The organism is Tenacibaculum sp. TC6, assembly GCF_050606265.1.
Lineage (GTDB): Bacteria > Bacteroidota > Bacteroidia > Flavobacteriales > Flavobacteriaceae > Polaribacter.
In genome coordinates, this window is sequence record NZ_JBOCUK010000007.1 from 71,025 (window position 1) to 96,096 (window position 25,072).

The 25,072-nt window shown below is 31.4% G+C and carries 26 protein-coding genes and 2 tRNA genes; 20 read left to right on the forward strand and 8 right to left on the reverse strand.

Annotation, left to right across the window (positions count from 1 at the left end; translation table 11 throughout):
* Positions 1-118: 118 nt before the first annotated feature.
* Positions 119-571: a hypothetical protein gene (locus ACQY1Q_RS05825; protein ID WP_431004350.1), complete on the reverse strand. Its 453-nt coding sequence runs from the start codon at positions 569-571 to the stop codon at positions 119-121.
* A gap of 80 nt (positions 572-651) precedes the next feature.
* Here ACQY1Q_RS05825 and ACQY1Q_RS05830 point away from each other — a divergent pair, with 80 nt between their 5' ends.
* The 3 genes from ACQY1Q_RS05830 (at position 652) to ACQY1Q_RS05840 (ending at position 3,462) form a co-directional block, all read left to right on the forward strand.
* The gene (locus ACQY1Q_RS05830) at positions 652-1,986 is read left to right on the forward strand and encodes an MATE family efflux transporter (protein ID WP_431004351.1); all 1,335 of its coding nucleotides are present in this window, start codon (positions 652-654) and stop codon (positions 1,984-1,986) included.
* Between the two features lie 42 nt (positions 1,987-2,028).
* Positions 2,029-2,796 (forward strand): enoyl-CoA hydratase/isomerase family protein, encoded by a 768-nt coding sequence (locus ACQY1Q_RS05835; RefSeq protein ID WP_431004352.1) that lies wholly within the window; start codon positions 2,029-2,031, stop codon positions 2,794-2,796.
* 216 nt (positions 2,797-3,012) lie between these two features.
* A complete protein-coding gene (locus ACQY1Q_RS05840) occupies positions 3,013-3,462 on the forward strand; it encodes a 6-pyruvoyl trahydropterin synthase family protein (RefSeq protein WP_431004353.1) in 450 nt (149 codons plus the stop codon).
* 60 nt (positions 3,463-3,522) lie between these two features.
* On the opposite strand, the gene pth is transcribed toward ACQY1Q_RS05840, so the two are convergent.
* From pth to ACQY1Q_RS05855, 3 genes are all read right to left on the reverse strand, one after another.
* Entirely contained in the window at positions 3,523-4,089 is a 567-nt protein-coding gene (gene pth, locus ACQY1Q_RS05845; protein WP_431004354.1) for an aminoacyl-tRNA hydrolase, read from the reverse strand.
* Between the two features lie 122 nt (positions 4,090-4,211).
* Positions 4,212-4,802, reverse strand: a complete 591-nt coding sequence (locus ACQY1Q_RS05850; RefSeq protein WP_431004355.1) for a 50S ribosomal protein L25/general stress protein Ctc — start codon at positions 4,800-4,802, stop codon at positions 4,212-4,214.
* 20 nt (positions 4,803-4,822) lie between these two features.
* Positions 4,823-5,764, reverse strand: a complete 942-nt coding sequence (locus tag ACQY1Q_RS05855) for a ribose-phosphate pyrophosphokinase (protein WP_431004356.1) — start codon at positions 5,762-5,764, stop codon at positions 4,823-4,825.
* Between the two features lie 124 nt (positions 5,765-5,888).
* Here ACQY1Q_RS05855 and ACQY1Q_RS05860 point away from each other — a divergent pair.
* From ACQY1Q_RS05860 to ACQY1Q_RS05900, 9 genes are all read left to right on the forward strand, one after another.
* Positions 5,889-5,972, forward strand: a tRNA-Leu gene (locus ACQY1Q_RS05860).
* 105 nt (positions 5,973-6,077) lie between these two features.
* Complete coding sequence (locus ACQY1Q_RS05865) at positions 6,078-6,467, forward strand: hypothetical protein (RefSeq protein ID WP_431004357.1); 390 nt, start codon at positions 6,078-6,080, stop codon at positions 6,465-6,467.
* A 137-nt stretch (positions 6,468-6,604) separates the two neighbouring features.
* Complete coding sequence (locus ACQY1Q_RS05870) at positions 6,605-7,681, forward strand: efflux RND transporter periplasmic adaptor subunit (protein ID WP_431004358.1); 1,077 nt, start codon at positions 6,605-6,607, stop codon at positions 7,679-7,681.
* Positions 7,682-7,705: 24 nt separating this feature from the next.
* Positions 7,706-10,948 (forward strand): efflux RND transporter permease subunit, encoded by a 3,243-nt coding sequence (locus tag ACQY1Q_RS05875; protein WP_431004359.1) that lies wholly within the window; start codon positions 7,706-7,708, stop codon positions 10,946-10,948.
* Between the two features lie 9 nt (positions 10,949-10,957).
* Entirely contained in the window at positions 10,958-12,388 is a 1,431-nt protein-coding gene (locus ACQY1Q_RS05880; RefSeq protein ID WP_431004360.1) for a TolC family protein, read from the forward strand.
* Positions 12,389-12,422: 34 nt separating this feature from the next.
* Complete coding sequence (locus tag ACQY1Q_RS05885) at positions 12,423-12,860, forward strand: TerB family tellurite resistance protein (RefSeq protein WP_431004361.1); 438 nt, start codon at positions 12,423-12,425, stop codon at positions 12,858-12,860.
* 265 nt (positions 12,861-13,125) lie between these two features.
* On the forward strand, positions 13,126-15,408 hold the full coding sequence (gene katG / locus ACQY1Q_RS05890; RefSeq protein ID WP_431004362.1) for a catalase/peroxidase HPI: 2,283 nt from the start codon (positions 13,126-13,128) through the stop codon (positions 15,406-15,408).
* A gap of 142 nt (positions 15,409-15,550) precedes the next feature.
* Positions 15,551-15,624, forward strand: a tRNA-Ala gene (locus tag ACQY1Q_RS05895).
* A gap of 116 nt (positions 15,625-15,740) precedes the next feature.
* Positions 15,741-16,955 (forward strand): phage integrase SAM-like domain-containing protein, encoded by a 1,215-nt coding sequence (locus tag ACQY1Q_RS05900; RefSeq protein WP_431004363.1) that lies wholly within the window; start codon positions 15,741-15,743, stop codon positions 16,953-16,955.
* Between the two features lie 46 nt (positions 16,956-17,001).
* On the opposite strand, the gene ACQY1Q_RS05905 is transcribed toward ACQY1Q_RS05900, so the two are convergent.
* Positions 17,002-17,292, reverse strand: coding sequence for a hypothetical protein (locus tag ACQY1Q_RS05905; protein ID WP_431004364.1), 291 nt, complete (start codon positions 17,290-17,292; stop codon positions 17,002-17,004).
* Between the two features lie 72 nt (positions 17,293-17,364).
* Positions 17,365-18,252, reverse strand: a complete 888-nt coding sequence (locus tag ACQY1Q_RS05910; RefSeq protein WP_431004365.1) for a hypothetical protein — start codon at positions 18,250-18,252, stop codon at positions 17,365-17,367.
* Positions 18,253-18,593: 341 nt separating this feature from the next.
* Between ACQY1Q_RS05910 and ACQY1Q_RS05915 the strand changes: the two genes are divergently transcribed.
* From ACQY1Q_RS05915 to ACQY1Q_RS05930, 4 genes are all read left to right on the forward strand, one after another.
* Positions 18,594-19,346, forward strand: a complete 753-nt coding sequence (locus tag ACQY1Q_RS05915; RefSeq protein ID WP_431004366.1) for a hypothetical protein — start codon at positions 18,594-18,596, stop codon at positions 19,344-19,346.
* Between the two features lie 140 nt (positions 19,347-19,486).
* A complete protein-coding gene (locus ACQY1Q_RS05920) occupies positions 19,487-19,666 on the forward strand; it encodes a hypothetical protein (RefSeq protein WP_431004367.1) in 180 nt (59 codons plus the stop codon).
* Positions 19,581-20,384: a hypothetical protein gene (locus ACQY1Q_RS05925; RefSeq protein WP_431004368.1), complete on the forward strand. Its 804-nt coding sequence runs from the start codon at positions 19,581-19,583 to the stop codon at positions 20,382-20,384. Before ACQY1Q_RS05920 ends, ACQY1Q_RS05925 begins: the two co-directional genes overlap by 86 nt.
* A 25-nt stretch (positions 20,385-20,409) precedes the next feature.
* On the forward strand, positions 20,410-20,568 hold the full coding sequence (locus tag ACQY1Q_RS05930; RefSeq protein ID WP_431004369.1) for a hypothetical protein: 159 nt from the start codon (positions 20,410-20,412) through the stop codon (positions 20,566-20,568).
* Between the two features lie 18 nt (positions 20,569-20,586).
* Here the strand turns inward: ACQY1Q_RS05930 and ACQY1Q_RS05935 are convergent, their stop codons facing one another.
* A complete protein-coding gene (locus tag ACQY1Q_RS05935; RefSeq protein WP_431004370.1) occupies positions 20,587-20,991 on the reverse strand; it encodes a hypothetical protein in 405 nt (134 codons plus the stop codon).
* Positions 20,992-21,352: 361 nt separating this feature from the next.
* Here ACQY1Q_RS05935 and ACQY1Q_RS05940 point away from each other — a divergent pair, with 361 nt between their 5' ends.
* The gene (locus ACQY1Q_RS05940; RefSeq protein WP_431004371.1) at positions 21,353-21,670 is read left to right on the forward strand and encodes a hypothetical protein; all 318 of its coding nucleotides are present in this window, start codon (positions 21,353-21,355) and stop codon (positions 21,668-21,670) included.
* Between the two features lie 160 nt (positions 21,671-21,830).
* Here ACQY1Q_RS05940 and ACQY1Q_RS05945 read toward each other — a convergent pair whose 3' ends face one another.
* Complete coding sequence (locus tag ACQY1Q_RS05945) at positions 21,831-21,962, reverse strand: hypothetical protein (RefSeq protein ID WP_431004372.1); 132 nt, start codon at positions 21,960-21,962, stop codon at positions 21,831-21,833.
* 726 nt (positions 21,963-22,688) lie between these two features.
* Between ACQY1Q_RS05945 and ACQY1Q_RS05950 the strand changes: the two genes are divergently transcribed.
* The 3 genes from ACQY1Q_RS05950 to ACQY1Q_RS05960 all read left to right on the forward strand — a co-directional run bounded on the left by ACQY1Q_RS05950 (position 22,689) and on the right by ACQY1Q_RS05960 (position 25,072).
* The gene (locus ACQY1Q_RS05950) at positions 22,689-22,814 is read left to right on the forward strand and encodes a hypothetical protein (protein WP_431004373.1); all 126 of its coding nucleotides are present in this window, start codon (positions 22,689-22,691) and stop codon (positions 22,812-22,814) included.
* A 348-nt stretch (positions 22,815-23,162) separates the two neighbouring features.
* Complete coding sequence (locus ACQY1Q_RS05955) at positions 23,163-24,755, forward strand: hypothetical protein (protein WP_431004374.1); 1,593 nt, start codon at positions 23,163-23,165, stop codon at positions 24,753-24,755.
* The gene (locus ACQY1Q_RS05960) at positions 24,755-25,072 is read left to right on the forward strand and encodes a hypothetical protein (RefSeq protein ID WP_431004375.1); all 318 of its coding nucleotides are present in this window, start codon (positions 24,755-24,757) and stop codon (positions 25,070-25,072) included. The genes ACQY1Q_RS05955 and ACQY1Q_RS05960 overlap by 1 nt, the downstream gene beginning before the upstream one ends.

Consider the following 25,072-nt stretch of genomic DNA (forward strand, 5'->3'; position numbering starts at 1 on the left):
ATATGTAAACTTTTTTAGGACGAGACATCCTGATCACGTCAGCACGGTTTCGGGTCTCGACTGCGCTCGACGTGACACCATTAGTAATACTAAGAAAATTTTTGTCATGTGCTAAATTCTATTTTACATCATCTTTAGTGTGTAAAACACCATCTTTACCCAAAGAAATCAATAAAAAACGATCATTATTAATCTTTTTGTAATAAAAAGGAGCACCCCAATTATTGGTGGTTAAGTTTTTATATAAAGGATTATTTCTGATAATTCCCTCCAATTTTTCCGGATATTGACCGGAAACAGATTTTTCTTTTTCCAGTAAAGTTGAAATTAACTTTATTTTTTCTGAATCCTTATTTTTTGAGGTTGATTTGTGTATAAAATGAAAAGCAAAACTCATAAATAAAACACTACTTACAGCTAGTATAATTACCCTTGTATAAGGAGAAATCATTCTTTTTTTAGGCAGGTTATGCTCTTTTTCATAAGCACGTATTTTTCTTTTTTTATTAAGAAATGAACGTTGCTGAACTTCTAAAATAAGCTCAGAAATACACCCAATTAAATCTATCATATCCTATTATTTAGGTATCAAAAATCATTATCATCAAAACTACAAAAACAACAGTGATAATTACTACTTTTGATTATAGTATGAATCAAGATATCAGCTTTAAACGAATCAATAAATTAGCCATTCCGGCGTTAATAGCAGGAGTAGCAGAGCCGTTACTATCTACTACAGATTTAGCCATAGTAGGTAATATAAATACCAATGCTACAGAAAGTATTGCAGCCATAGGAGTAGTAGGTGCTTTTTTATCCATGCTTATTTGGGTATTTGGGCAAACACGAAGTGCTATTTCTTCCATAGTATCTCAATATTTAGGAGCTGATAAATTAGATGAAATTAAAGAATTACCGGCACAGGCTATAGCCTTGGTGTTAGCACTTAGTTTTTTAATCTTAGGAATTAGCTATCCGTTTGCTAAAGAAATTTTTCAATTTTACAATGCCTCAGGAACCATTTTAGATTTTTCCATTGAATATTATAAAATCAGAGTATTTGGTTTTCCTTTAACCTTATTGGTAATTGCTGTTTTTGGTGTTTTTAGAGGGTTACAAAACACATTTTATCCAATGGTGATAGCCATAGCCGGTACTCTTATCAATATTGTTTTAGATATTATTTTAGTATATGGGGTAGAAGGATTTATTGCTCCTATGAATATTCAGGGTGCAGCTTATGCCAGTGTTATCGCTCAATTAGTAATGGCTATTATGGCCGTATATTTACTATTAACAAAAACACCGGTTAAACTACAATTTACGTTACCCTTTCATAAAGAAATAGCCAAATTTATGGCTATGGTTGTAAACCTTTTTATTAGAACTATTGCACTTAATATAGCTCTGTATTTTGGTACCTCGTATGCTACAGCCTACGGAAAAGAATACATAGCCGCTTATACCATTGGTTTAAACCTATGGTTAATGGGAGCTTTTATGATTGATGGCTACTCAAGTGCAGGAAATATTTTATCCGGTAAACTTTTAGGAGCCAAAGCCTACAAAACACTATTAGAATTAGGAAGAAAGCTAATTATTTACGGGCTAATTTTTGGTGCTGCTTTATCTTTAATAGGTTTTGTATTTTATGACTTTATAGGACGAATATTTACACAAGAAAGAGAGGTTTTAGAGCCATTTTATCAAAGTTTTTGGATTATTTTATTGATGCAACCCATTTGCTCCGTTGCATTTATTTATGACGGCATGTTTAAAGGTTTGGGAGCAACCCATTACTTGCGAAACATTCTACTCTTAGCAACCACTTTTGTATTTATTCCTATCCTGTTGATTTTTGACTATTTTGATTATAAACTGTATGCTATATGGATAGCATTTTATGGTTGGATAATAGCACGTAGTATTCCTCTTATTTTTATTTTCAGAAATAAATTTATACCCCTTTCTAAGGAAAACTAAAACCGTTTAAAATCCGTATTTTTGATAAAAATTTTATAAGAAATGGGAACAACACGACCTAACGGAAGCCTATATACTAAGATTGAAAATAAAATAGCAACTATTGAATTCGGACATCCGGCAAGTAATTCTTTTCCAAGTGAATTATTAGAAAGATTAGCTAACGAATTTCATATCTTGTCAACTAATGATGAGGTAGCAATTATTGTGTTAAAATCTGAAAAAGAAAAAGCATTTTGTGCAGGAGCATCTTTTGATGAGTTAATAGCTATTGATGCTTTTGAAGAAGGAAAAAAATTCTTTTCAGGTTTTGCCAATGTAATTAATGCAATGCGTAAATGTTCTAAATTAATTATAGGACGAGTACAAGGTAAAACCGTAGGCGGTGGAGTAGGTTTAGCAGCAGCATGTGATTATGTATTAGCAACAGAACAAGCAGCTATAAAATTGTCGGAATTTACAATTGGTATTGGTCCGTTTGTAATTGCTCCGGCTGTTAAACGTAAGGTTGGAGTTAGTGGTTTGGCAGAACTAACATTAGATGCCACCAGTTGGAAAAGTGCTTACTGGGCTAAAGAAAAGGGCTTATATGCCAGAGTTTTTGAAAACATAGAAGAACTAGATAAAGAAATAGAAATATTTACTGAAAAATTGGCATCGTATAACCCGGAAGCTTTATATGAAATGAAAAAAGCATTGTGGTTAGGTACCGAGCATTGGGACGCCCTTTTAATTGAAAGAGCTGAAACTTCCGGAAAACTGGTACTTTCTGATTTTACAAAAAAAGCACTGGCTAAATTTAAAAAGTAAAATAAAAGAAAGGCAAAACAAATTCGTACATTCGTTGTATAAAAAACACGTATAATACCATGGGAGGAAATCATTTCTTTTTAATACTTGCCTTAGCAGTAGCAGCTGTATATTTTTTTAATAAATACAGAGCAAACAAGAAATTTAGAAGAAAATAAGGCCGTAAGTAAAGTAATCTTTTAAAAGATGGCTTTTTCTTTAAACAGATAAGATTTTATGAGCAAGATTAGAATTACTAAGCAGTTTAGTTTTGAAACAGGTCATGCACTGTATGGCTATGACGGAAAATGTAAAAATGTACACGGGCATAGTTACAAGCTTTCGGTTACCGTAATAGGAAAACCAATTACAGATACATCGAATGTTAAGTACGGAATGGTTATTGACTTTGGGGATCTTAAAAAAATTGTAAAACAAGAAATTGTTGATGTATTTGATCATGCCACTGTATTTAACAAAAATACACCTCATATAGAGTTAGCAAAAGAACTGAAAGATAGAGGGCATCATGTTATTTTGGTTGAGTATCAACCAACCAGTGAAATGATGATTATCGATTTTGCCCATAAAATTATGAAACATTTACCCGATAATATAAAGCTACATTCGTTAAGACTTCAGGAAACAGAAACAAGTTTTGCTGAATGGTATGCTTCGGATAATTAATTTACATGAAGTATGATATTAAAAACCATTAATGAACCGATAGGCTTTATTAATGGTTTTTTATTTTCCATTAAACTCATTCATAGTATTGGCTAATCCGGCAGTGATGAAGGAAGTAACAGCGTTAACACTAAACGGAATACGTTCAATCATAGCGCTTTCTTCTTCTTGGGTCCATTCACCTAATACATAATCTACTTGACGCCCTTTTGAAAACTCAGCACCTACACCGAAACGAAAACGAGGATAAGCTCCTGAATTAAATTTATCTTGAATATCTTTTAATCCGTTATGACCTCCGGAACTTCCTTTACCTTTAATACGAACCTTTCCAAAATCAATGTTTAAATCGTCTGTAATAACCAGTAAGTTCTCTACGGTTATATTTTCTTTTTTCATCCAGTAAACAACAGCTTTTCCACTTAAATTCATATACGTATTAGGTTTTAGAACAAAAACTGATTTACCTTTTATTTTTAAGGAAGCAACATCACCTAACTTTTCAGTTTCAAAGCTGCCATTATGTTCTTTTACAAAGGCATCAACAATTCTGAAACCGATATTATGACGTGTATTGTGATATTTTTCACCGATGTTTCCAAGTCCAACAATTAAAAATTTTTTCATGGAAGTTGTTTCTATTGTATTATTAGTACTAAAAAGTTTTTTAAAAAATGTAAAAACACACATGGTTTAAAACTAAAAAAGCGCTACCAAAAGTAGCGCTTCTTGTGAAAAATAAAAATTTATTATTTTTTCTTTTTACCGTCTTCTTTAGCTGCTGCTGCTTTAGCTGCGTTACGAGACATACGAACTTGTGCAATTACTGTGTTGTCTGGGTGTAAGAAAGTATAACTATCATTAGTTAATTTGGTAATGTATAATTTGTTACCAATTTCTAACTCAGTAATATCAGCTTCAATAAAATCAGGTAAGTCAGCTGGTAAAGCTTTTACTTTTAATTTACGTACGTTGTGACGTAAAGCACCACCAATCATTACCCCTTTAGAATTACCCACTAATTTTACAGGAATTTCCATAGTTACTGGTTTATCTTCAAATAACTGATAGAAATCGATGTGTAAAATTTTATCACTTACCGGGTGAAACTGAATGTCTTGTAATACAGCATTGTAAGTTTGACCGTCAAGTTCAATCATTGCAGTATATACATTAGGAGTGTACACTAACGATTTAAACGCTTTTTCATCTGCTGAAAAATGTACAGGCTTGTCTCCTCCGTATAATACGCAAGGCACCTTTCCAGCATTACGTAAGGCTTTCGTTGCCGATTTACCCACGCTTTCTCTTTGAGATCCTTTGATTGTAATTGATTTCATTACTTTATATTAATTAAAATTTACATTAAAAATTCATCGCTAATAGACGTGTTGTCTTGCACTTTGTGCATTACGTCTGCGAATAAAGTGGCGCAAGATACAACTTTTATTTTAGATATCTGCTTTTTTAAAGGAATTGTGTCTGAAACAATTAACTCAGTTAATTTTGAGTTTTCAATTCGCTCATAAGCATCGCCGGAAAGTATAGGATGTGTACAAATAGCTCTAACACTTAAAGCCCCTCTTTCCATCATTAAATCAGCAGCTTTAGTTAATGTACCTCCGGTATCAATCATATCGTCAACCAAAATTACATTTTTACCACTAACATCGCCAATTAATTCCATGTGTGATATCACATTGGCTTTTTTACGTTGCTTATAACATATTACTACATCACTTTCTAAGTACTTAGAATACGCATATGCTCTTTTAGATCCTCCCATGTCTGGAGAAGCCATTGTTAGGTTGTCTAATTTTAAAGCTTCTATGTAAGGTAAAAAGATAGATGAAGCAAATAAATGATCAACAGGTTTTTCAAAGAATCCTTGAATTTGATCAGCATGTAAATCCATGGTCATAATTCTGGTAGCTCCTGCTTCTTCTAATAATTTAGCAACTAATTTTGCTCCAATAGCTACTCTTGGTTTATCTTTTCTATCTTGTCTGGCCCACCCAAAGTATGGCATTACAGCTGTAATGTGTCTTGCAGATGCACGTTTAGCTGCATCTAACATTAATAACATTTCCATTAAATTATCAGCATTAGGAAATGTTGAACCGACGATAAAAATACGTCTTCCTCTTACTGATTCTTCAAAAGCGGGTTGAAATTCTCCGTCACTAAAACGTAATATTTTTACGTTACCTAGCTCAGTTCCAAATTTTTTAGCAATTTCTTCTGCTAATTCTGTACTTTGTGAACAAGCAAAAACCTTAGGACTTAATTGATTTGCAAGCATTTACTGAAGTATATTTTTTAGTTAGTGTTGTTATATAAGGGCAAAAATAAAACTATTTTGAGAGATTAAAACTATTTTAGCGAATTAACTAAAATATTTTATAGATTTGCAGTCTCAATTAAAAGCCAAAGTGGTGGAATTGGTAGACACGTCGGATTCAAAATCCGATGCTAGCAATAGTGTGTGGGTTCGAGTCCCACCTTTGGTACGAATAAAAACATAGCTTTTAAGTTTAGATAACTGTTGTATTTTTAACAAAAATTTATACTTCAATCTTTGTTTTTAAAAATGAGGTAAAGCTAACTTTGCATGTATGTTTAGAAGAGGCAGAAATACTGTATTACTAACAATATCCCTATTATTTTTCGGATTTCTTTTTTTAGGAAATACGCCTGCCGTACATACAACTTCAACAGCAAGCATTCAAGCCAATGTAGAAAGTACATTAACGGCTTTATCAAAACAAATACATTATAAACATATAACAACTCAGATTAGTGATGATCAGGAGTTGTCTTTTGAAGTTAATGAAGAAGAAGTTTTAGAATCTGATAAGCACAGAAAACTTCTAATATCTACATTACAAGAATACTACTTTTTTTTACTACCACTTGAGTATACAAATAATTACGCTTCAGTAGACGTAAATATTTATGTGTCTCCCGTTCCTATCTACCTTAAAAACGAGGTTTTTAGATTATGATTGTTTTAAAAGCAGCCATCATTTTATAAGCTGCTTTATCTTACTTTAAAAAATATCAAGTACTCAGTTACTTTGATACGTTATTTCCTGTGTTTTTATTACACATAATTTTAATAATAATATTAAAAACAATCATAATGAAACAATGTATGTTGTTCATGGTTGCTTGCTTAATTTTAACTAGCTGTAACCACCATAAAAAAGAAACTAAAGAAACTATAAAACACCTTGTAACCAGCCCGGTAAAAAAAGATACAATTATTACTAAAGATTACGTATGTCAAATTCATTCAATACGACATATTGAACTTAGAGCTTTAGAAAAAGGGTATTTACAACAAGTATCCGTAGATGAAGGTCAACATGTACAAAAAGGTCAACCTATGTTTAAAATAATGCCTAATGTATATGAAGCAGAAGTAAATAAAGCTAAAGCAGAAGCTGAAATAGCATCTATAGAATACAAAAACACCAAATTATTAGCGGATAGTGAGGTTGTCTCTCCTAACGAGTTGGCTATGTCAAAAGCAAAATATGATAAAGCTGAGGCTGAAGTATCTATAGCAAATACTCATTTAAGATTTACCAAAATTAATGCACCGTTTTCAGGAGTAATGAACCGCTTACTTGTTAGAGAAGGAAGTTTGTTAGATGAAGGAGAATTATTAACAACACTATCTGATAACAGTAAAATGTGGGTGTATTTTAATGTACCGGAAGCTGAATATTTAGACTACATATCTAACATCAACAAAAAAGAAAAACAAGAAGTACAGCTTTTAATGGCCAATAACAGAGCATTCAAGCATAACGGTATAGTTGAAACCATTGAAGGTGAATTTAACAATGAAACAGGAAATATAGCTTTTAGAGCAACATTTCCAAACCCGGAAGGTGTTTTAAGACATGGTGAAACAGGTAGTATTTTAATGAAAATACCTTTAAAAGATGCCCTTATTATACCACAAAAAGCCACATTTGAAGTACTTGATAAAAGATACGTATTTGTGGTTGATGATAATAATGTTGTACATCAAAAAGAAATTAGTGTAGGAGCAGAGTTACCTCACTTATTTGTAGTTGATAAAGGACTATCAAAAACCGATAAAATTTTACTGGAAGGAATTAGGAAAGTAAAGGACGGAGAAGAAATAGCCTACGATTTTTTAGAATCTGAAAAAGCTATTTCAAACTTAGAATTATACGCTGAATAGTGTTAACCTTTTAATCCTTGAATTATGTTTAGTAAATTTATAAAACGTCCGGTTTTAGCTATAGTTATATCGGTTGTTATTGTGTTTATTGGGTTACTTTCTATTAACAAATTATCCATTTCACAATTTCCGCAAATAGCGCCAACTACAGTTAATATTTTTATAGCTTATCCCGGAGCCAGTGCAGATGTACTGGTAAAATCAACTCTAATTCCTTTAGAAACCTCAATTAACGGTGTACAAGGAATGCGTTATATAGCATCAGATGCAACAAGTGCCGGTGAAGGAACTTTACGTATTGTATTTGAACCCGGAACAGATCCTAACCAGGCCGTAGTACGTGTTAAAACACGTGTAGATCAGGTAATGCCTTTACTACCTCCTTTAGTGCAAAGAGAAGGGGTTATTATAACACCTGTGCAGCCAAGTATGTTAATGTATGTAAACTTATACAGTAACACGAAAGACAACGATGAAAAATTCTTGTATAATTATGCATATACCAAAGTAATTCCTGAATTACAAAGAATAAAAGGTATTGCAAGAGCCCAAATATTAGGAAGTAGAAAATATGCAATGAGAGTTTGGTTAAAACCAGACAGAATGCGAGCTTACAATGTTTCTGCAGAAGAAGTGTTAGAAGCAATGCAAGATCAGAGTATTATTGCCAGACCGGGTAGATTAGGTAGAAGTTCAGGAAAAGAAGCCCAATCGTTAGAATATGTATTAACCTATGAAGGTAGGTACAATGAAGCAGATCAGTATAAAAATATCATTATTAAAGCAAATCAAGAAGGAGAAATTTTAAAGCTTCAAGATATTGCTGATGTAGAGTTAGGAAGTGAATTTTTTGATATTTATTCTAATCTTGATGGTAAGCCATCTGCCTCTATTGTTTTAAAACAAACTTTTGGAAGTAATGCAAGTGAAGTAATTGATCTGGTAAAAGATAAATTAAAAGAACTAGAAGAAGATCTTCCTCCGGGAATTGACTATAAAATAAGTTATGATGTTTCTAACTTTTTAGATGCTTCTATAGAACAAGTAATTCATACATTACGTGATGCATTTGTTTTAGTAGCTATTGTAGTATTCTTGTTTTTAGGAGATTTAAGATCTACTTTAATTCCAATTATTGCGGTTCCTGTATCTTTAATCGGAGCCTTTTTTATCATGCAGTTGTTTGGATTGTCTATCAACTTAATAACGCTGTTTGCCTTAGTATTGGCTATTGGTATTGTGGTTGATGATGCCATTGTGGTGGTAGAAGCAGTTCATGCTAAAATGGAAGAAGAACACCTCAATCCGTACCAAGCAGTTAAAAAAGTAATTGGCGAAATTGGAGGAGCTATTATAGCCATTACGTTAGTTATGGTATCAGTATTTATCCCTATTTCTTTTATGACAGGACCAGTTGGGGTATTTTACAGACAGTTCTCTATTACCATGGCAGGTTCTATTATGATTTCTGCAGTAGTAGCTTTAACGCTTACACCAGTATTATGTGCCATGATATTAAAAAATAATCATGGTGAAAAAAGAAAGAAGTCTCCCGTTAATCGTTTTATTGATTGGTTTAATAGTAAGTTTGAAAAGCTTACAGGAAGGTATATCAATCTCTTAAAATTGATAGTACACAGAAGAGTGGTTACTTTTGGAATTTTAATAGCATTCTGTGTAGGAATCTTTTTTACAAACCAATCACTACCGGCAGGATTTATTCCTAGTGAAGATCAAGGAACTATCTATGCCATTATTCAAACACCTCCCGGTGCTACCTTAGAGCGTACCAATGAAGTTGCAAGAAACCTGCAAAAAATTTGTGAGGAAATGGAGGGTGTAGAATCTGTATCATCTTTAGCTGGTTATGAAATCATGACTGAAGGACGTGGTTCTAACGCAGGTACTTGCTTAATAAACCTTAAACCATGGTCACAAAGAGAAATGTCGGTTCACGAAATCATGGAAAAACTGGAAGAAGAAACCAAAGATTTAGGAGCCGTTATCGAGTATTTTGAGCCCCCCGCAGTTCCTGGTTTTGGATCATCGGGAGGATTTTCAATGCGTTTGTTAGATAAAACAAATGGTACTGATTATCATGATTTTGAAAAAATTAATAACAAGTTTATGGATGCATTGCGTGAAAGAAAAGAACTTACAGGTTTATTTACTTTCTATGCAGCTAATTATCCGCAATATGAGCTGGTTATTAATAACAAAGCAGCCATGCAAAAAGGAGTTTCTATAGGAAAAGCTATGGAAAACCTAAACATATTAATAGGTAGTACATATGAACAAGGATTTATCAGATTTGGAAGATTTTTTAAAGTATATACACAGGCTGCTCCGGAATATAGAAGATTACCTTCAGATTTAGAAAAGCTTTTTGTAAAGAATGATCGTGATGAAATGGTTCCGTATTCAGCTTTTATGAAATTGGAAAAACGATTAGGACCTAACGAGATTACACGTTATAACTTATATAACTCAGCTGCAATCAGAGGGCTTCCTGCACCCGGATACACCAGTGGTGATGCTATCAAAGCTATTCAAGAAGTAGCTAAACAAACACTACCTCGTGGTTATGATGTTGCTTGGGAGGGTCTTTCATACGATGAAGCCAGTAGAGGAAATGAATCGCTTTACATTTTTGCTGTAGTATTAATATTTGTGTATTTAGTTTTAGCTGCACAATACGAAAGTTTCTGGTTACCTATGGCTGTAATATTATCATTACCTGTAGGAATTTTCGGTTCTTTCTTATTACTTAAAATGATGGGACTGGCAAACGATGTATATGCTCAAATCGGATTAATTATGCTGGTAGGACTCTTGGGTAAAAACGCGGTATTAATCGTAGAGTTTGCTGTGCAAAGACGAAGGGAAGGTGTTTCAATTTTAGAAGCTGCCATTGAAGGAGCTAAAATGAGATTCCGCCCTATTTTAATGACGTCATTTGCTTTTATTGCCGGGTTAATACCTTTAGTAATAGCTACAGGAGCCGGAGCAGTTGGAAACAAAACTATTGGTGGATCTGCATTAGGAGGAATGCTAATAGGTACATTTATGGGAGTTCTAATAATTCCGGGCTTATATTTCATTTTTGGAAAAATGGCAGATGGTAAAGGATTGATTAAAGACCAAACCAGAGAACCGGTTTCAGAAGAATTCATGAGATCTTCAGAAGAAATGAGCAAGACAAAAATGCAATTAAAAATGCTAAAAGAAGCCCTTGCCAAATTTATATCTAGAAATAAGAAAGATTAATACAAAGACATGTTTACAATTAAAAAAATACGCATATCAATCTCCTTATTACTATTAGTTACCTATTACTCTTGTGTACCCACTTTAAAAGTAAGAGAGGCTGATAAAAACGTTCCGGAGAGTTATAATAGTGCAGTTACAGATACAATTAACAGCGCAAAAGTAAAATGGAAACAGTTTTTTTCTGATGAAAAATTAAATAGTTTAATTCAAGAAGCATTAGCAAATAACCAAGAGTTAAATATTACACTTCAACAAATAGCTATAGCTAAAAATGAAATAAAAGCAAGGAAAGGAGAATACCTTCCGTTTGTTAATTTTCAAGCTGGTGCAGATGTTGAAAAAGTAGGTAAATACACTCGAAATGGTTCTGTTGAAGAGCAATTATCTATTGATGAAAATAAGTTTCCTGATCCTTTGTCAAATTACTCAGTAGGTGTTTCAGCTTCATGGGAGTTAGACGTTTGGAAAAAGTTGCGAAATTCTAAAAAAGCAGCGGTAATGGAGTATTTAGCTTCTGTAGAAGGTAGAAATTTTATGGTTACCAATTTAGTTACAGAAATAGCAGATACGTATTATGAGCTGATTGCTTTAGATAATAAGTTAACTATTATTAAGCAGAACTTGAAAATTCAAAATTCAGCTTTAGAAATTGTTAAACTTCAAAAGCAAGCGGCAAGAGCAACTAATTTAGCGGTTAAAAGATTTGAAGCAGAGGTGTTAAAAAACCGAAGCGAAAAATATGAAATAAAACAGCAAATTGTTGAAGCTGAAAATAAATTGAATTTTTTATTGGGTAGACAACCTAAACAAATCGTTAGAAATTCAGAGGACTTTTTAGATAAAAAAGTAGATACAGTGATGACTGGAATTCCTTCTCAATTATTATCAAATCGTCCAGACATTAGACAGGTAGAGTTTGAGTTAGAAGCTTCAAAATTAAATGTAAAAGTAGCCAGAGCTAATTTTTATCCGTCATTTGGTATTAAAGCAGGTGCCGGTTTTGAATCATTTAAACCTCAATTTTTAACGTCGGCTCCCGAGTCTGTTTTTTACAGATTAGCAGGAGATGTTGTTGGTCCGTTAATCAATAGAAATGCTATTAAAGCAGCTTATAGCAGTGCTAATGCAAAACAGCTTCAAACAGTTTTTGAATATGAAAAAACTATCTTGAAAGCTTATATTGAAGTGGTAAACGGATTATCAAAACTTCAAAATCTTAAAAATAACTACGAACTTAAAAATAAGCAAGTAGAGGCCTTAACACAATCAATAGAAATTTCTAATAAACTTTTTCAATCAGCCAGAGCAGATTATATGGAAGTGTTGCTAACACAACGTGATGCATTGGAATCTAAAATTAAGTTAATAGAAATTAAAAAAGAACAAATGATTGCCAGAGTTGAGTTATACCGTGCTTTAGGTGGCGGTTGGAACTAAGATAAGATGTATAAATAATGAACATATAATAAAAATGTCATTTTCAGATTTATTTAAATCAGGTGGTCAAACACGAAATATGCTCCACTTTGCAGTTTTAGCTAAAATAGCTCATGTAGATGGAGAAATTAATGAAACTGAACAAGAAATATTAAACAAGTTTGCTAAAAAGTTAAGCATAGGAAAAGAGCAAGCAGAAGAGGTATTAGCGCATTTAGATCAGTACCCGCTTCCTAGTGTAGCTTTTAAGCAAGAAAGACTTGAATATTTATTTGAATTGTTTCAAGTAATATACGCAGACCACGAAATAGATGAGTTAGAAGAACAATCTATTTATAAATACGCAATCGCTTTGGGTTTTAATGAGGAAGAAGCTAAAAGGGTAATAGAAATCTCTATTAAAATTTTCGGGGGAAAAATTTCTTTAGAAGATTACCTGCTTTTTCATGAATTTTTAGCTCAAAAGAAATAGTAAATTTTTTCATTTTTGGTAATTAGCTGTGCGAGAGGATTACAAGTATTTTTACTTTGTAATCCTCTCCTTTTTTATACCTGAAACTGTGTATTTAATTGATAGTTAAATACTTGTTTACGTTCTTGCTTTAGATGTAATTTTAAATATAAATGTTTGTAGAATAGATTTGCATGAGTTTAATATAAATTATATCTATCATTTTAAAATATAACATAATTGTTTTGTATATAGTTTTGCTCAAAATCAATTAATAGTTTAAAAAATGAAAAAAATAATTCTAGGTATCGTAACAGCCTCTTTATTTTTCTCTTGCAGTGGTAAACAAAATCACGGAGAAGAAAAAGAAAAAGGAGGATGTCCTTTTGGCTTTGATAAAGGGCATAAAAAAGAACAAATAACAGAAACTAAATCAAACAAAGATTGGTGGCCTAATAAGCTGAATTTAGACGTGCTTGCACAAAATTCAGAATTAACCAATCCAATGGGAGAAAAATTTAATTACGCTGAAGAGTTTAATAAGTTAGATTATAAAGCATTAAAAGCTGATCTTACAAAATTAATGACAGATTCTCAAGATTGGTGGCCTGCAGATTATGGACATTACGGTCCTTTATTTATTCGTATGGCATGGCATAGTGCCGGAACCTACCGTACAGGTGATGGTAGAGGAGGTACACGTATGGGAATTCAACGTTTTGCTCCACAAAACAGTTGGCCGGACAATGCGAATTTAGATAAAGCAAGAAGATTATTATGGCCAATTAAACAGAAATACGGAAAACAAATTTCTTGGGCAGATTTAATGATTTTAACAGGTACAGTAGCTATTGAATCTATGGGGTTACAAACTATTGGTTTTGCCGGAGGTAGAGAAGATGTTTGGGTACCACAAGAAGATGTGTATTGGGGGTCAGAATCTGGTTGGTTAGAAAGCAGAAGGTTAAACGAGAAAGGAGAACTGGATTTAGAAGTTGAAAACCCTCTAGCAGCAGTACAAATGGGATTAATTTATGTAAACCCGGAAGGACCTAATGGAAATCCTGATCCGTTAGCATCAGCTAAAAACATACGTATCTCATTTGGTAGAATGGGAATGAACGATGAAGAAACGGTTGCATTAATTGCAGGCGGACATACTTTTGGAAAAACTCACGGAGCAGGTCCGGCAGATAAAGTAGGTCCTTCACCGGAAGCAGCAGGTATTGAAGAGCAAGGATTAGGATGGAAAAGCAGCTATAAATCGGGTAAAGGTAAAGATGCTATTACTTCTGGTTTAGAAGTTATTTGGACACCTACCCCTACGCGTTGGAGTCACGCTTTTTTAAATACCTTGTTTGACAATGAATGGGAATTAACTAAAAGTCCTGCAGGAGCTCATCAATGGGTAGCAAAAGATGTTGGAGAAGTTTTTCCGGATGCTTTTGATAAAAATAAAAGACACAGACCAACTATGTTAACTTCAGATTTAGCCTTAAAATTTGACCCAAATTACAAGAAAGTTTGCGAGAAGTTTTTAGAAGAACCATTAGCGTTTGATAAAGCTTTTGCTAAAGCTTGGTTTAAGTTAACGCATAGAGATATGGGACCAAAAACTACGTATTTAGGATCAGATATTCCACAAGAAGATTTTATTTGGCAAGACCCGATTCCTGTACGTACTGATAAGTTAATTACGCAAGCAGATATCAATTCACTTAAAAAAGAAATCTTAACTTCTGGGGTTCCGCATAACCAGTTAATTGAAACAGCTTGGGCATCAGCGTCGTCTTACAGAGGCTCGGATAGAAGAGGAGGAGCCAACGGGGCACGTATTCGTTTAGAGCCACAGATTAACTGGGAAAGTAACAATCCGGAGCAATTGAAAAAAGTATTAGCTGTTTATGAAACTATTCAATCTAAATTTAACAATGCTTCTAATGATAGAAAGGTTTCTATGGCAGATTTAATTGTTTTAGGAGGTTCAGCGGCTGTTGAAGAAGCAGCTAAAAAAGCAGGATATACAATGGCTGTTCCGTTTAATCCGGGAAGAATGGACGCTTTACAAGAACAAACGGATGCAAGTTCTTTTGCCGTATTAGAACCGATGGCTGATGGTTTTAGAAATTATCAACAAAAGAAATATACGCTTAAGCCTGAGGAATTATTAGTTGATAAAGCACAACTGTTAACCTTAACTGCTCCTGAAATGACCGTATTAGTAGGAGGTATGCGTGCTTTAAATGCAAACTACGATAACTCAAAAAACGGCGTATTAACAAGTAATCCGGGAGTATTAACAAATGATTTCTTTGTACACCTTTTAGACATGAATACGTATTGGACTGCTACTTCTGAGAATCAGTTAGAGTTTGAAGGTAAAGACAGAGCTACTAATGAGGTAAAATGGACTGCAACCAGAGCTGATTTAATTTTTGGTTCTAATTCAGAACTAAGAGCTTTAGCTGAGGTATATGCTAGTAATGATGCTAAAGAAAAGTTTGTAAAAGATTTTATTGCTGCTTGGGTTAAAGTAATGAATTTAGACAGATTTGATTTAAAATCGTAACCCTTTTACAGCTAAAAGAATTTTTATAAAAATCTATCTATCCTAACGGAATAAACTTTTATTCCGTTAGGATAAAATAAACAGTATTTGTTTCAAATATTATTGTATTTTTACCCGAGCCAAAAATGGTGTTCTTTAAAATGGGGATGTAGCTCAGTTGGCTAGAGTGTTTGACTGGCAGTCAAAAGGTCGCGGGTTCGAGCCCCGCCTTCTCCACGCTTAAAGCCCCTAGTTTTCTAGGGGTTTTTTATTTAGTTTCTTTTTTTATCTTTGTTGAAATATGTTGAAATATGTTGTTTTTTGCTGAAAAATAGAGAAAAAAAGGAGAAATTATGAAGGGTAAAATAGTGCTTGATGTAAGAAAAAATCAACTAAGAAAATCCGGGTTCCCAGTAGTTGTAAAACTAGCAAATAAAGGTAGTAAAAAATTATTTTCTTTAGGTATTTGTTTTTTAGAGAAGGAATGGGATTCTGAAAAACAAGAACCAAAAAACGATAAACGCAAAATTCTTTTTATACGTAAAAAAAAGCTAGCTCTTGAAGAGCTATTATTTGATGCGTTAGATAATCCGAGAATAGATTTTGAACATATCAAATCTAAATTACTAGGAAGTGAACAAAATATAACAAGTGGTTGCTTTTATGAATTTGCAGAGTTTTATGTGGGTGAGCTTAAGAAAAAAGTTGATGATAAAGGATTTGCAAAAATAGGAAATGCCCTTACCTATGAAGCAGCTCTGGCCCAAATGAAAGTTTTTAGAAGTCAATTATTGTTAAGTGATATTGATTATACGTTACTTTCTAATTTTAAAAACTGGCAATATAGTAAAGGCAATAAAAAAAACACGATAGCTGCTTATATGAAGTCATATCGTGCATTGTATAAAGAAGCTGTAAGAAGAGGGTTAGTTGATGATAAGAAACCATTTGACGGGATTTTTAAAGGAATAACAGTAAAAAAGAATCGAACACAAAAAAAGCATATAAATAAAGAAACTATTAAACTCCTGGAAGGAATAAATAATTTACCTGAAGGAAGGCAAACAGTTTTAGACTTATGGTTGTTGCAGTTTTATTTTGGAGGCTTAGATTTTAAAGATTTATATTATCTTGAAAATTACCAAATATCTAAAGGGAGGGTTTTTTTTACAAGAGGAAAGCTTGATGATAATGGTTATCAGTTCGATTTAAAAATTTTTCCAAAAGCACAAAAAATATTAGATAAGTATAGGGTAAAAGATGGTCGTTTTGTTTTTCCTTGGCGTAAGGATTATACAGGGTATAAAACCTTTTATAGTAGAGTGTTGAAAAACTTAAAACGCATTCAGGATGATTTTAACATCAATATTGAACCTTTAGGAGGAAACTTTGCTACTAAAGTATCAAGACACACATTTGCAACTATTGGTTCTCGATTATTTATTGAACCGGATTTACTTAGAACATTGATGGGCCATGAACGTGATGATATAGATACAGTATATAAAGATGTTTACCCACAAGAGGTTAGGGATGAATATCATTTTAAAATAATTGATACTAATTAGCAAAATAATAAAAAAAGAGTTTCTTAAAAAGAAACTCTTTTACCATTTATACTAAATACAGTTCTTTATATTTTTGAATATAATCTGTTAGTTTTAAAAATTGGCTTTTTGAACCTTTAAATTTCACTATTTCTTTAAATCTTATTATTCCATATGTATCTAAAAATTTCCCAATAGATGTATTAAGGAACGAAGATGACATTGGTAAATCAGAATCAATATGTAAAATTACTGGCTCATCATTGTTTTGTGCTTGTTGGAGAGCATCAAACAGTATGAAACCTTGCTCATTTGTACTTGAGTTCGTAACAAGCAACCTAAGTACTATTGTATTCATGATTAATTACTTTTTTTAAAAAAAATTAAACAAAAAGTGTGCAAATATATATATAAAAATAAGAAAAAAATGTTAAAAATCAAAAAGATACTCTTCTGTTTCTTTCTCTTCAAATGTTGATAAATCAACTCTTAATTTTATTAATGTTCCTTCAAAATTTACTGGAAGATTAACCAGAGATTCCCTTCCTCCTATAAACTTTCTATAAAGTCCTTTATTAGATGCTATGGTTAAAAAACCATTAGATGTATTTGCTAGGTCTGAAATATAGTGAAGTCCCATCCCTTTATTTTTTGGATTAGATTTAACTGAAAATCCTGCTTTTAAAGATTTTAAAATTAAATCGCTATCTCTTTCTGATTCTTCTATTTTAAATAGTTTAGACTCTCTTATACAGTTTGCAATACCAATCCCAAAATCACATATTGAAAATTCTAGTTTATTAATGTTAGGTAAGTACTGAGTCATTATATAACCATTATTCCAATCAGGTGATCTTGAATGATCAAAGATATTATTAAAAACTTCATCCATATTACTGGCTATACTTAATAAGTCTTTATTGTTAGTAAAACTTTCATAGAACTTTTGAGCATAAATGGAATAATAAAATGACATTTGCGGATGAATTTTCCATAGACATAAAGTAGAAGAGTTTTTCGATTCAGTATAATCACTTCTATTAAAACCATCGGTCCAGTATTCTTTTAATCTAATATTGTTTAAATGTGAAATTAATTTATAACTTCCTCCTTCAAAATTAATTTCACAGTCATTATGATAAAATACTTCTATAAATGAAGCTAAAAGAACTAATTCATCTGTTCCTAAAAACTCTGTAATTCCAAAATCGATAGTTAAGCTATTATATTCTTTATATAGGTGTATATTTTTTGATACAAATTTTAACCACATAATTAAATTATCATGAGGAGGTATTTTCAAATTAAGTTTTCTCATTTTGTTCTAAAACACTTTTAATTAATTAAAGATTTTAATTAAATAAGTATATGTTTTTATTAATATCTAAACTGTTCAAAACTACATTTTTATTAATTGCTTTACAATAAGGGAAAACCCTTAAACACATCCTCAAAAACCCTATATAAAAAATAGTAGTTTTACTTATTTCAACCCGTTTTATAAAATTATAAGTTTGGCTTTCATTTAATTAGGGGTGTTCATACAAGCATAAAAAGCAAAATTACAAACAGTTAATAACCTATCGTTACGGATATCCGTAAATAAAAATGATTAATTTTTGCTTTATTAGCTCACTAAATTTTAAGAAACAAATTTATATGAAAAACAACTACTTTATTCTAAATTGCTTTATTCTATTAATAACTATTAATAGTTTTTGCCAAGAAAAAATTGAAATTGCTGAAAAAGGTGGTTTGAAAATTTCTTACCAACTTATTAAGGAAGAAGAAGGTAAAAAAAAGGATTCATATATAATAATATTAAGCGCTGAAAACACTAATGATAATAATCTATTTTACGCTGTACAATTAATGAAAGATGCAGCTAATAAATGGAATATACCAAATGGTGATGAAAAATTTTATTCTAAATTAAAAGTTAGAAATTCTACTGGGTGGTTTGGTAATGGTATTGGGATATCAGGAGAAAAAACACAATTAATAACCACGGATAACAAGTTGATTTTTGAAATTAAAAAGAATGAAGTATATACAAAGGAAACCTCATTTAAAGTTAAAAAAGGAGTTAAACCATTAATAACAAACACTTTTCTTAAGACTTTTTCAAAGTTAGATGATTTTGATTTAAAAATTAGCTCTAACATGATTGATGGAAAATATCTTTCGAGTTGTGGTAATCTGACGATAGACATTAGTTCTCAGACATCTAATGAACGAGGTGATTTCTTGATTCAAACTACAAATGGAAAACAATTTATTTGGCTTAGAAAGTCTGAAACAACTTTTATAAGAGAAGAGAACCAGGGTTTTACTTTAATATTTGACAAGGTAAAGCAATCTTTTATTTATTCAACTTCAGATGGGGTTGTTTGTAACTGGGTTAGACCGTAATTATTATGAATAAACCATTTTAAATAAAGAGGAAATAAAATAATTTAATTATGTTTGTTTGTCCTCAAAAAAACTAGCTAAAAACATAATTATTAATTAATAACGTACTTTTACTCTTATTAATTTTAAAAAAGAGTAGAATGAAAAAATTAGTTTTAATTTTAGGTTTAGTAATAGGTGCTTTTGCTTTAAACAGCTGTACAGACAACTCATTAGAAGAAATTGAAAAAAGAAATGACAAACAAGAAATCAAATTTGTTGACCCAAAAGACGACGGAACCATTAAAGACACCGACCCTGACGATGATGGGGAAGGGTAAAAAAATTTTTTTTAATATTTTAGCTGTTATTGCGGTGACCTCTGCAGTAACAGCTTCTTTTATACATAGGTTTTTCCCTGGTTCATATGAAAACGAAAAAATAATTAAATTAAATGAAGAAAGAAATGATCTGAAAAAAAGCTGGAATGAAAAAGAACTTAATTTAGATGAGCAGTTTTTGGGAGATAAATATACTAAGGAAGAGTATATTAAAATTAAAAGAAATAATGAGAAAAAAAGAATTGCTGATTTTAAAGTAATTGCTGATAAGAGAAAGGTTTATGCTCATGATTTTTCTTTTAATGGTCGTGCTTCTTTAAGTTATTGGTTGTTTTTATTTGGTTTAGTTTTTACATTTTTTATTGTTTGCTGTTATCTGGCAATAAAAGATCATAAATTAAAGAAAAACAATCTATTAAAATGGTATGAACCACATGTGTCAGTTGCTTTTATGTTTGTTGCGCTTTTTTGGATGTATCATTTGATTTTTGCTGAAACATATGATTTTTCTATTGGATTTTATACTTTATTTTTAGTTATAGTATTAATTCCTACTTCATATTTTATTTATCATGTTTTAAGAAGAGCTTTTACAATTGAAGAAAAATTATTAGAAAATATAAGAATTATGGTTTCCCATATTTTAAAAAATACAAAAGAAGAAAAAGAGGATGAAAAATGGGAAGTATTAGATAAGGTTAGTAAAAATGGACTCTAAATAATATCCCCCAAAATGTATAATTATGAAAATTATAAAAGAAGATATAATTGAAAGACTTAAAAACTCTGGTCAAATACCGTTAGAGGATTCTGATAGAGAAGAAAAGATCATTAAGGAACAAAATAAAGTTATACAAAACTATAAATCAATTTCATATAAATTATATATAGAGAATAGCTAGAAGAAAGCCGAATAAGATTTATTCAGGCTTTAAATATTCAAGGAGGGTTTCTTTTGAAGCAGTTATTTCTGATATTCTTTTTGCTACTCTTACTTCAATTATATTCTTAAAGATTTGATGTTTCATACATTCATGTTCATTTTCAGCTACCATTAAAACTAATTCTCTGATTGTTATTTCTTTCTTTCCTTCTAAATCAATAGAATATTCTGTTGTTTCATTGATCGGGTAATTATCGTCATTAAATAAATAATAATATATTTCATCTACAGTTAAGTCTCTAGGATTTTTACTGGATTTGTTTAGTATTTTACCTACTCCTGCTTCAGTTAGTTTAGTATTTTTTGCTATTTCATAAGCAGAAATGTTATTTTTTTGAGTAAAATCTAGTATTTTATTTATTTTTTCCTCTTTGCTAATCATTTGATAATTAATTGTTTATGTTGTTTTTAACATATTTTATATTAATTAATACTAAAAAAGTATTGTAATACTAAACAAGTTGTGTATATTTGGACCTATACAAAACAAATATAGTTAAAAAAGAATACAAAAGGGTGTTAAATAAGGTCAACATAAGCACAATATATATTAGTAGACAGATGACTAGTAGAAAAGCAATTTCATGGCGCACCCGACCTTTAGCCATGGATTGCTTTTTGTTTTTATAAAAAGAACATAGGTAGTTTTTAAATAGTTGAACAGTTAAAAGGTTTCCTTAAGATGTTAGAAGGGGACTTGTCAAGAGGAGGCCTTTTCAACTGTAAAAAATTAAGTAAATAAAATGGGAGCAGTTATTACCATAGAAGAATCACAAAAATTTGTTGCAGCACTAAACAATTTAGGTTTAGTTGTTATTGACAAACAGGTTCTTGATAATTTACTAATTGAGGTTAATTTAAAAACACGTGTAGATAAAAGAAATAGTTATTTAACCAAAAAAGAAGTGTTACAAAAGTATAACGTAACCCGGTATTGGTTAGAGGAACGATTGAAGGACCCCGAAACCTTAATTAAATATGATCCTGGAAAAGGAAAAACCTCTACAGGGCGCTATAATGAGCAATCTATTATTAAGGAACTAGACAGATTAGCAATGTAAACGCAAATCACAATTGCGTTTTTATAAAATACCATAAGGGATAAGTTAATTCTTATTCACAAAGCATCCCGGAGACATAAACAAAGGGATGCTTTTAAAAAGTTCATAAACATATTGGCAGGAAAGAAAAAACCACCTGAAGATACAGGCGGTTAAAATTTTAGGTTAATGATTTAGCTATCACTAAACCTACTGCAACCCCAAACAATACAGGTAAAACAATATTGTTTCCTTGAATTGAAATTGAGTTGCACCCTTTTTCCGTACAGCTATTATACATAATAGTGTTCATAAGCATTTTTGGTACGGATTTTATTCAAATGGAATAGGCTCCATTTGAAGCCCATACCTAAAACAAAAATAGCATTTCTTTCCTGCTTTAAAGTCTAAAAAAGCAAAACGCAATTGCGTTTTTATAAAATACCATAAGGGATAAGTTATTCTTATTCACAAAGCATCCCGGAGACATAAACAAAGGGATGCTTTTAAAAAGTTCATAAACATATTGGCAGGGAAGAAAGTTATTTTAAGAGTTAAAATCCATCCGCATAGCGCAGATGGATTTAGGATCATTAGTTAAACGATTTTGAAATCGCTAAACCTACTGCGACACCAAACAATACAGGTAATAGTAAGTTATTACCTTGAATTGTAAAAGTTTGACAGCTTGAACCTTTACAGTTACGATATGTAACTGTACTTTGATTAACGTTCTTAATCATCATGCAATTTACTTTCAGGATTTTAAGCGTAATAAATTTGAGTTCTTCGCCTGTCTGAAAGTAACACAAAAATAGCATTTCTTTCCTGCTTTACAGTATAAAAACGCAAAACGCAATTGCGTAAAAATACCATAAGGGATAAGTTAGTTCTTATTCATAAAGCATCCCGGAGACATAAACAAAGGGATGCTTTTAAAAGTTCATTAATTTAAAATTAAAGTTTGGTTAGTTTTTATTTGAAAGGGGCTACGATGTATTAAGTAGTCTCTTTCTTTTTAAACATAAAAAGTATAAAAATGAAAAAAAATCTCAAACCAAAAGATATCAATGAAATTGAAGTAATTGATGCGGAAGAAATTAGTCCTAAAAACAAAAAAGTGGCAAGAATTGAGCCTCAAACCACTTTTTACCATAAGGAATAAATGATTTTGTAAAACCACCTATCTATGAACAAAAATAATCAAAAAAACGCAAATATTGCGCAAAAAAACGCAATTATTTTCTCTGAAATTGGAGTTTACAACCAAAAAGTAAAAGAGAATCTGAAAAAGGTTACATTAACCCCCATCTTACAGCATACTATCAAAAACTTTCAAGATAGCGCACAGCGAAGAAAACTAACACCTAAACAGTATAACAAAGAGGTTGAAATATTTAACAATTCTCATGGTTTTTATCTTTTAAAAAAAGGTGTAGAAAATGAAAACTCTCAAAAATACTACAGCTATATAAATTATCCGTATTTAGACCGCTCAGCAGTTAAAAATACGATGGATAATTACCGTCAGTATGTGGTAAAATACAATAGTAAAGTAGAAAAAGAGAATGAAGAAATAAGAAAATACAACAATGTTGTTGTATTAAAAAATTTCGAACTTTCTGAAGCGCAAAAAAAGCGCAAAGCTAATTTTCAAAAAGCAAACAACTATCTATTTTCTAGGGAATATAATATTCTGGTAGAAAAAGAGAATGAGAATATACCGTTATACCCAAAGAAAACTATACAAAAAATTAAATTTCAAACCGAAATTATTTTTAATGTATTAGTAGGTTTTTACGTTTCTCAGCTCAAGAGCCGTAATGCCTATTTAATGAACATAAATAGACCAACTAGTGTATTAAAAAATTCTCTTCCAAAATTAAAAATAGATCATCGCAAACTAGCAAATCATAAGATTTCAGAGATACCAAGACTTGATATTTGTAAAAAAACTGCGCAAAACCATGTTAAAAGACTTCGTGAGGCAGGCATACTTGTTAAGTATGTTCAAATCAACCAAAATAAGCCAATTCAGGTAAATTTTAACTCTTCTATTCTTGAGGTTTTAGACGGAAATGTACCAAAATCTCAAACCCTTGAAAATCATAACTTTTTTAATGGTTTAGAGAAAGTTTTGCATAATAATAATGATACTACTAGAACCTTTTTATTAAAAGAAAAAGAAATAAAAGACTGTGCTAATAGCACAGATCTAAATAAATGTTGCTCGATACCGGAAGAAAACGCAAGCAACACTCAATCTCCTGCGGAGGGCTACAAGAACACCAAAGGGATAGCTAAAAAAAATAAACAGGCGGGCGGCGAAATTTTTAAAATTTTGCCAGATTTTTTGAAAGCCGAAAAACATCCTGAAACGTCCAATACTCAAAAAATACAAGCGCATAATTTTTTAGCTCGTTTAGAAGATGATCAAGAAATGGCTGAAAAACTGGCTACCGGGTATTACGATGATTACAAGGGGTTAAGAAAGGAGTATTTGTTAAAAATAGAAGCTAACCCTTTGATTGATAGAGAAGAGTTTAGAGCAGTTTTAATTCAGGATTTTATTAAATCAGCTGCTAAAATTTGGAAATGCTCTAAGGTCCATACAGGAAACTGGAAAAAAGCAATTAATCAGCTGAATGAAAGTAGCCTGTTTAATCAAAAATCCTCAAATAATACTGTTGTTACTTTCCATAAATCAACACAAATAGAGTATTTAAAAAAATATAGATGGCTTTTAAATTTTGCTCGTAAATGGTTTTTTAAAACAAAAGTTACTCCCCTTTTTCCTTTCGCTTATTTTGATACTACTAGAACAAAATCTAATGAAATAGGATTCTTTGGCCTTAGTTCAGTTTGGAAAAGCCACCAAAAGTATCAAGCTAAAAGAATTGCGGAACAAAAAGTGCAGCAAGCAGAGGCATCAAAAAGAAAAAATAGATTAAGCAACAATGAAAAGCTAACCAAAGCTATACAGAGGTATGAATTGGGAAGAATAAACCACCAACAACTTTACAATTACGTACAAGATAATTTACCTCATGAATATTTGGTTCAATTATCAAATCTAATTAATAAAAACAATCAAAACTTTGCCTAATGGAAGAAAACGCAAGCAACATTTCAAAAAAATGCAATTGTGGAGCAAACAATAAAATAACATGCCCCAATTGTTCAGAAATTAAAATGGTAATCCTTTTAAAAAACGGATATAGTCATTTAAAATTAACTGGAAATAAAGGAAGAAAAGTTAATCCGGTGTGGTATAATCATTTAAGCAAAAACAGAAAAAACGCAAATACATTGGTTAATGCAATGTATAGACGTTTTAAAGATTCAGCTTATTCTGGAAAGGCTAATAAGGTAAACTTTTATAGCAATACCACCGGAGAATTAATAACCTCTATAAGTTTATAG

What these genes read in the sequence shown, in the direction of transcription:
- ACQY1Q_RS05870 (WP_431004358.1), top strand. Translation starts at nt 6,605, where the DNA reads ATGAAACAATGTATGTTGTTCATGGTTGCTTGCTTAATTTTAACTAGC.
- ACQY1Q_RS05875 (WP_431004359.1), top strand. Translation starts at nt 7,706, where the DNA reads ATGTTTAGTAAATTTATAAAACGTCCGGTTTTAGCTATAGTTATATCG.
- ACQY1Q_RS05935 (WP_431004370.1), bottom strand. Translation starts at nt 20,991, where the DNA reads ATGATTAGCAAAGAGGAAAAAATAAATAAAATACTAGATTTTACTCAA.
- ACQY1Q_RS05855 (WP_431004356.1), bottom strand. Translation starts at nt 5,764, where the DNA reads ATGCTTGCAAATCAATTAAGTCCTAAGGTTTTTGCTTGTTCACAAAGT.
- ACQY1Q_RS05885 (WP_431004361.1), top strand. Translation starts at nt 12,423, where the DNA reads ATGTCATTTTCAGATTTATTTAAATCAGGTGGTCAAACACGAAATATG.
- ACQY1Q_RS05930 (WP_431004369.1), top strand. Translation starts at nt 20,410, where the DNA reads ATGAAAATTATAAAAGAAGATATAATTGAAAGACTTAAAAACTCTGGT.
- ACQY1Q_RS05850 (WP_431004355.1), bottom strand. Translation starts at nt 4,802, where the DNA reads ATGAAATCAATTACAATCAAAGGATCTCAAAGAGAAAGCGTGGGTAAA.
- ACQY1Q_RS05880 (WP_431004360.1), top strand. Translation starts at nt 10,958, where the DNA reads ATGTTTACAATTAAAAAAATACGCATATCAATCTCCTTATTACTATTA.
- ACQY1Q_RS05835 (WP_431004352.1), top strand. Translation starts at nt 2,029, where the DNA reads ATGGGAACAACACGACCTAACGGAAGCCTATATACTAAGATTGAAAAT.
- ACQY1Q_RS05920 (WP_431004367.1), top strand. Translation starts at nt 19,487, where the DNA reads ATGAAAAAATTAGTTTTAATTTTAGGTTTAGTAATAGGTGCTTTTGCT.
- ACQY1Q_RS05865 (WP_431004357.1), top strand. Translation starts at nt 6,078, where the DNA reads ATGTTTAGAAGAGGCAGAAATACTGTATTACTAACAATATCCCTATTA.
- ACQY1Q_RS05950 (WP_431004373.1), top strand. Translation starts at nt 22,689, where the DNA reads ATGAAAAAAAATCTCAAACCAAAAGATATCAATGAAATTGAAGTAATT.
- ACQY1Q_RS05910 (WP_431004365.1), bottom strand. Translation starts at nt 18,252, where the DNA reads ATGAGAAAACTTAATTTGAAAATACCTCCTCATGATAATTTAATTATG.
- ACQY1Q_RS05940 (WP_431004371.1), top strand. Translation starts at nt 21,353, where the DNA reads ATGGGAGCAGTTATTACCATAGAAGAATCACAAAAATTTGTTGCAGCA.
- ACQY1Q_RS05945 (WP_431004372.1), bottom strand. Translation starts at nt 21,962, where the DNA reads ATGAACACTATTATGTATAATAGCTGTACGGAAAAAGGGTGCAACTCA.
- ACQY1Q_RS05905 (WP_431004364.1), bottom strand. Translation starts at nt 17,292, where the DNA reads ATGAATACAATAGTACTTAGGTTGCTTGTTACGAACTCAAGTACAAAT.
- ACQY1Q_RS05915 (WP_431004366.1), top strand. Translation starts at nt 18,594, where the DNA reads ATGAAAAACAACTACTTTATTCTAAATTGCTTTATTCTATTAATAACT.
- ACQY1Q_RS05925 (WP_431004368.1), top strand. Translation starts at nt 19,581, where the DNA reads ATGACAAACAAGAAATCAAATTTGTTGACCCAAAAGACGACGGAACCA.
- ACQY1Q_RS05900 (WP_431004363.1), top strand. Translation starts at nt 15,741, where the DNA reads ATGAAGGGTAAAATAGTGCTTGATGTAAGAAAAAATCAACTAAGAAAA.
- ACQY1Q_RS05825 (WP_431004350.1), bottom strand. Translation starts at nt 571, where the DNA reads ATGATAGATTTAATTGGGTGTATTTCTGAGCTTATTTTAGAAGTTCAG.
- katG (WP_431004362.1), top strand. Translation starts at nt 13,126, where the DNA reads ATGAAAAAAATAATTCTAGGTATCGTAACAGCCTCTTTATTTTTCTCT.
- ACQY1Q_RS05960 (WP_431004375.1), top strand. Translation starts at nt 24,755, where the DNA reads ATGGAAGAAAACGCAAGCAACATTTCAAAAAAATGCAATTGTGGAGCA.
- ACQY1Q_RS05830 (WP_431004351.1), top strand. Translation starts at nt 652, where the DNA reads ATGAATCAAGATATCAGCTTTAAACGAATCAATAAATTAGCCATTCCG.
- ACQY1Q_RS05955 (WP_431004374.1), top strand. Translation starts at nt 23,163, where the DNA reads ATGGATAATTACCGTCAGTATGTGGTAAAATACAATAGTAAAGTAGAA.
- ACQY1Q_RS05840 (WP_431004353.1), top strand. Translation starts at nt 3,013, where the DNA reads ATGAGCAAGATTAGAATTACTAAGCAGTTTAGTTTTGAAACAGGTCAT.
- pth (WP_431004354.1), bottom strand. Translation starts at nt 4,089, where the DNA reads ATGAAAAAATTTTTAATTGTTGGACTTGGAAACATCGGTGAAAAATAT.